Genomic DNA, 2,853 nt, shown 5'->3' with positions numbered 1-2,853 from the left:
CCCAAATGGTTGCTGAAGAATTAGGTCATAAAGTTGTACTTATTCGTGAAAACGAACTTGAGCATCAAGTACTAAAAGATCGTGATGATAATATCCAACTAGAGTCTCGTGCTCCGGTTGTGACTATCATGGGTCACGTTGACCATGGTAAGACGTCATTACTTGATTATATCCGTCGTGCTAAAGTTGCTGCTGGCGAAGCCGGTGGTATTACTCAGCATATTGGTGCATATCACGTTGAAACTGAAAACGGCATGATCACCTTCCTTGATACTCCTGGTCACGCGGCGTTTACGTCAATGCGTGCTCGTGGTGCTAAGGCGACTGATATTGTTATTTTGGTTGTTGCTGCCGATGATGGTGTAATGCCACAAACGATTGAAGCGATTCAACATGCTAAAGCGGGTAACGTACCGTTAATTGTAGCTGTTAACAAAATGGATAAGCCAGATGCTGATCCAGAGCGTGTTAAGAGCGAACTGTCTCAACATGGCATCATGTCAGATGATTGGGGCGGAGATAACATGTTCGTTCACGTATCAGCCAAAACTGGTATGGGCGTTGACGAATTGTTAGAAGGCATCTTGCTTCAATCTGAAGTTTTAGAACTTAAAGCAGTACGTGATGGTATGGCTGCTGGTGTTGTTATCGAATCGCAACTTGATAAAGGTCGTGGTCCTGTGGCAACTATCTTGGTTCAAGAAGGTACGTTACGCCAAGGTGATATCGTTTTATGTGGTCTTGAGTACGGTAAGATTCGTGCGATGAAAGATGAAAACGGTCATGCTATTACTGAAGCGGGTCCATCTATTCCAGTAGAGATTTTAGGTCTTTCTGGTGTGCCGTCTGCAGGTGATGAAGCGACAGTGGTACGTGATGAACGTAAAGCTCGTGAAGTTGCATTGTATCGTCAAGGCAAGTTCCGTGATGTTAAGTTAGCGCGTCAGCAAAAGTCTAAGCTAGAAAACATGTTTGCGAACATGGAAGAAGGCGAAGTACAAGAGTTGAACATCGTACTGAAAGCGGATGTTCAAGGTTCTCTTGAAGCGATTTGTGAATCTTTAGCTAAACTGTCTACAGATGAAGTTAAAGTGAATATTATTGCTCGCGGTGTAGGTGCATTAACCGAAACCGACGCAACATTAGCCGCTGCTTCAAATGCGATTCTTGTTGGTTTCAATGTCCGTGCTGATGCACAGGCTCGTAAGACCATTGATTCAGAAAGTGTTGATTTACGTTATTACAGCATCATCTACAACTTAATTGATGAAGTTCGTGCCGCAATGACAGGTATGCTAGCGCCTGAATTTAGACAAGAAATTATCGGTCTTGCAGAAGTTCGTGACGTATTTAAGTCTCCTAAAATTGGCGCTATCGCTGGTTGTATGGTTACCGAAGGTATCGTTAAACGTAGCGCACCAATTCGTGTTCTACGTGATAACGTGGTTATCTTCGAAGGTGAACTTGAATCATTACGCCGCTTTAAAGACGATGCACCAGAAGTCCGTAATGGGATGGAATGTGGTATCGGTGTGAAGAACTATAATGACGTTCGTGTAGGAGACCAAATTGAGGTCTTCGAAACAGTCGAAATAGCTCGCACCTTATAAGTACCAATGGAAGGGCGGCTTTAGCCGCCCTTTTTGATTGTAGACCTAACGATATGGCATATCATCATGGCAAAAGAATTTAGTCGTACACGCCGTATTGCACAACAACTCCAGCAAGAACTTGCAATGGTGTTGCAACGCGATATGAAAGATCCTCGCATTGGTTTTGTCACAGTAAATGACGTCGACGTCTCTCGTGATTTAAGTTATGCAAAAGTTTATGTGACCTTTTTTGAAGAAGATACTGAACTTGTTCAACAAAAAATTGATGCGCTTACTGTAGCTGCGCCTTATGTCCGTACTTTAGTCGCTGGCCGCATGAAATTACGCGTCATGCCTGAATTACGTTTTATTTATGATAGTTCGCTAGTAGAAGGCATGCGTATGTCTAACCTAGTGACACAAGTCATTAATAAAGATAAAGCCAAACAGCAGCAATTTACGCCTGACACACCTGATAACAGTGAGTCTGTTGACGGTGAAAAGGAGCAAGATTAATGGCTCGTCGCCCTAAAGGTCGCTTCATCGACGGAATCGTATTACTCGATAAAGATACTGGCATGAGCTCTAATTTTGCCCTGCAAAGAGTAAAGCGTTTTTTTAATGCCAATAAAGCTGGCCATACAGGTGCTTTAGACCCGTTAGCAACAGGTATGTTGCCTATTTGCCTGGGAGAAGCGACTAAGTTCTCTCAGCATTTATTAGATTCGGATAAGCGCTACCTGGTGACAGCTAAATTGGGTCAACGTACTGACACAAGTGATTCAGATGGGGAAGTCGTGCAAACGCGCCCTGTTAACGTTACTCAAGCATTACTTGATGAAAAGCTCGCATTTTTTCGAGGAACCACTCAGCAAATACCGTCAATGTATTCGGCATTAAAATACCAAGGTCAGCCTTTGTATAAATATGCTCGTGAGGGGATTGAAGTTCCACGTGAGTCGCGACCTATTACCGTGTTTGAGCTAAATTTTATTAAGCTTGAAGGTGATGAATTAACCTTAGACATTCATTGTTCTAAAGGGACTTACATTCGCACCATTATTGATGATTTAGGTGAAATGCTTGGTTGTGGAGCACATGTGGTTATGTTGCGTCGTACTCAAGTCGCCGAATATCCTTATGAAAAAATGGTAACGCTTGCCCAATTAGAAGCGCTACTTGAACAAGCTCATAGACAAGATGTTGCTCCTCAGACCCTAATGGATCCGTTATTGTTACCAATGGATACTGCAGTGGCTAA

Annotated in this window: 3 protein-coding genes; all 3 read left to right on the top strand. The window is 43.0% G+C overall.

Features of this window, described 5'->3' with window-relative positions:
- Nucleotides 1–1,610 (top strand): translation initiation factor IF-2 (gene infB / locus CXF78_RS19120; protein WP_102037648.1); only part of this gene is annotated, 1,610 nt, incomplete at its 5' end.
- Nucleotides 1,611–1,676: 66 nt separating this feature from the next.
- On the top strand, nucleotides 1,677–2,108 hold the full coding sequence (rbfA, locus tag CXF78_RS19115) for a 30S ribosome-binding factor RbfA (RefSeq protein ID WP_011636465.1): 432 nt from the start codon (nucleotides 1,677–1,679) through the stop codon (nucleotides 2,106–2,108).
- A partial coding sequence (gene truB, locus CXF78_RS19110; protein ID WP_102037647.1) for a tRNA pseudouridine(55) synthase TruB occupies nucleotides 2,108–2,853 on the top strand: 746 nt, incomplete at its 3' end. The genes rbfA and truB, both read left to right, overlap by 1 nt.

Source organism: Shewanella sp. 11B5 (assembly GCF_002836795.1).
GTDB lineage: Bacteria > Pseudomonadota > Gammaproteobacteria > Enterobacterales > Shewanellaceae > Shewanella > Shewanella frigidimarina.
The sequence above is the reverse complement of the archived record's forward strand: the minus strand, read 5'-3'. Positions and strand labels throughout refer to the sequence as shown.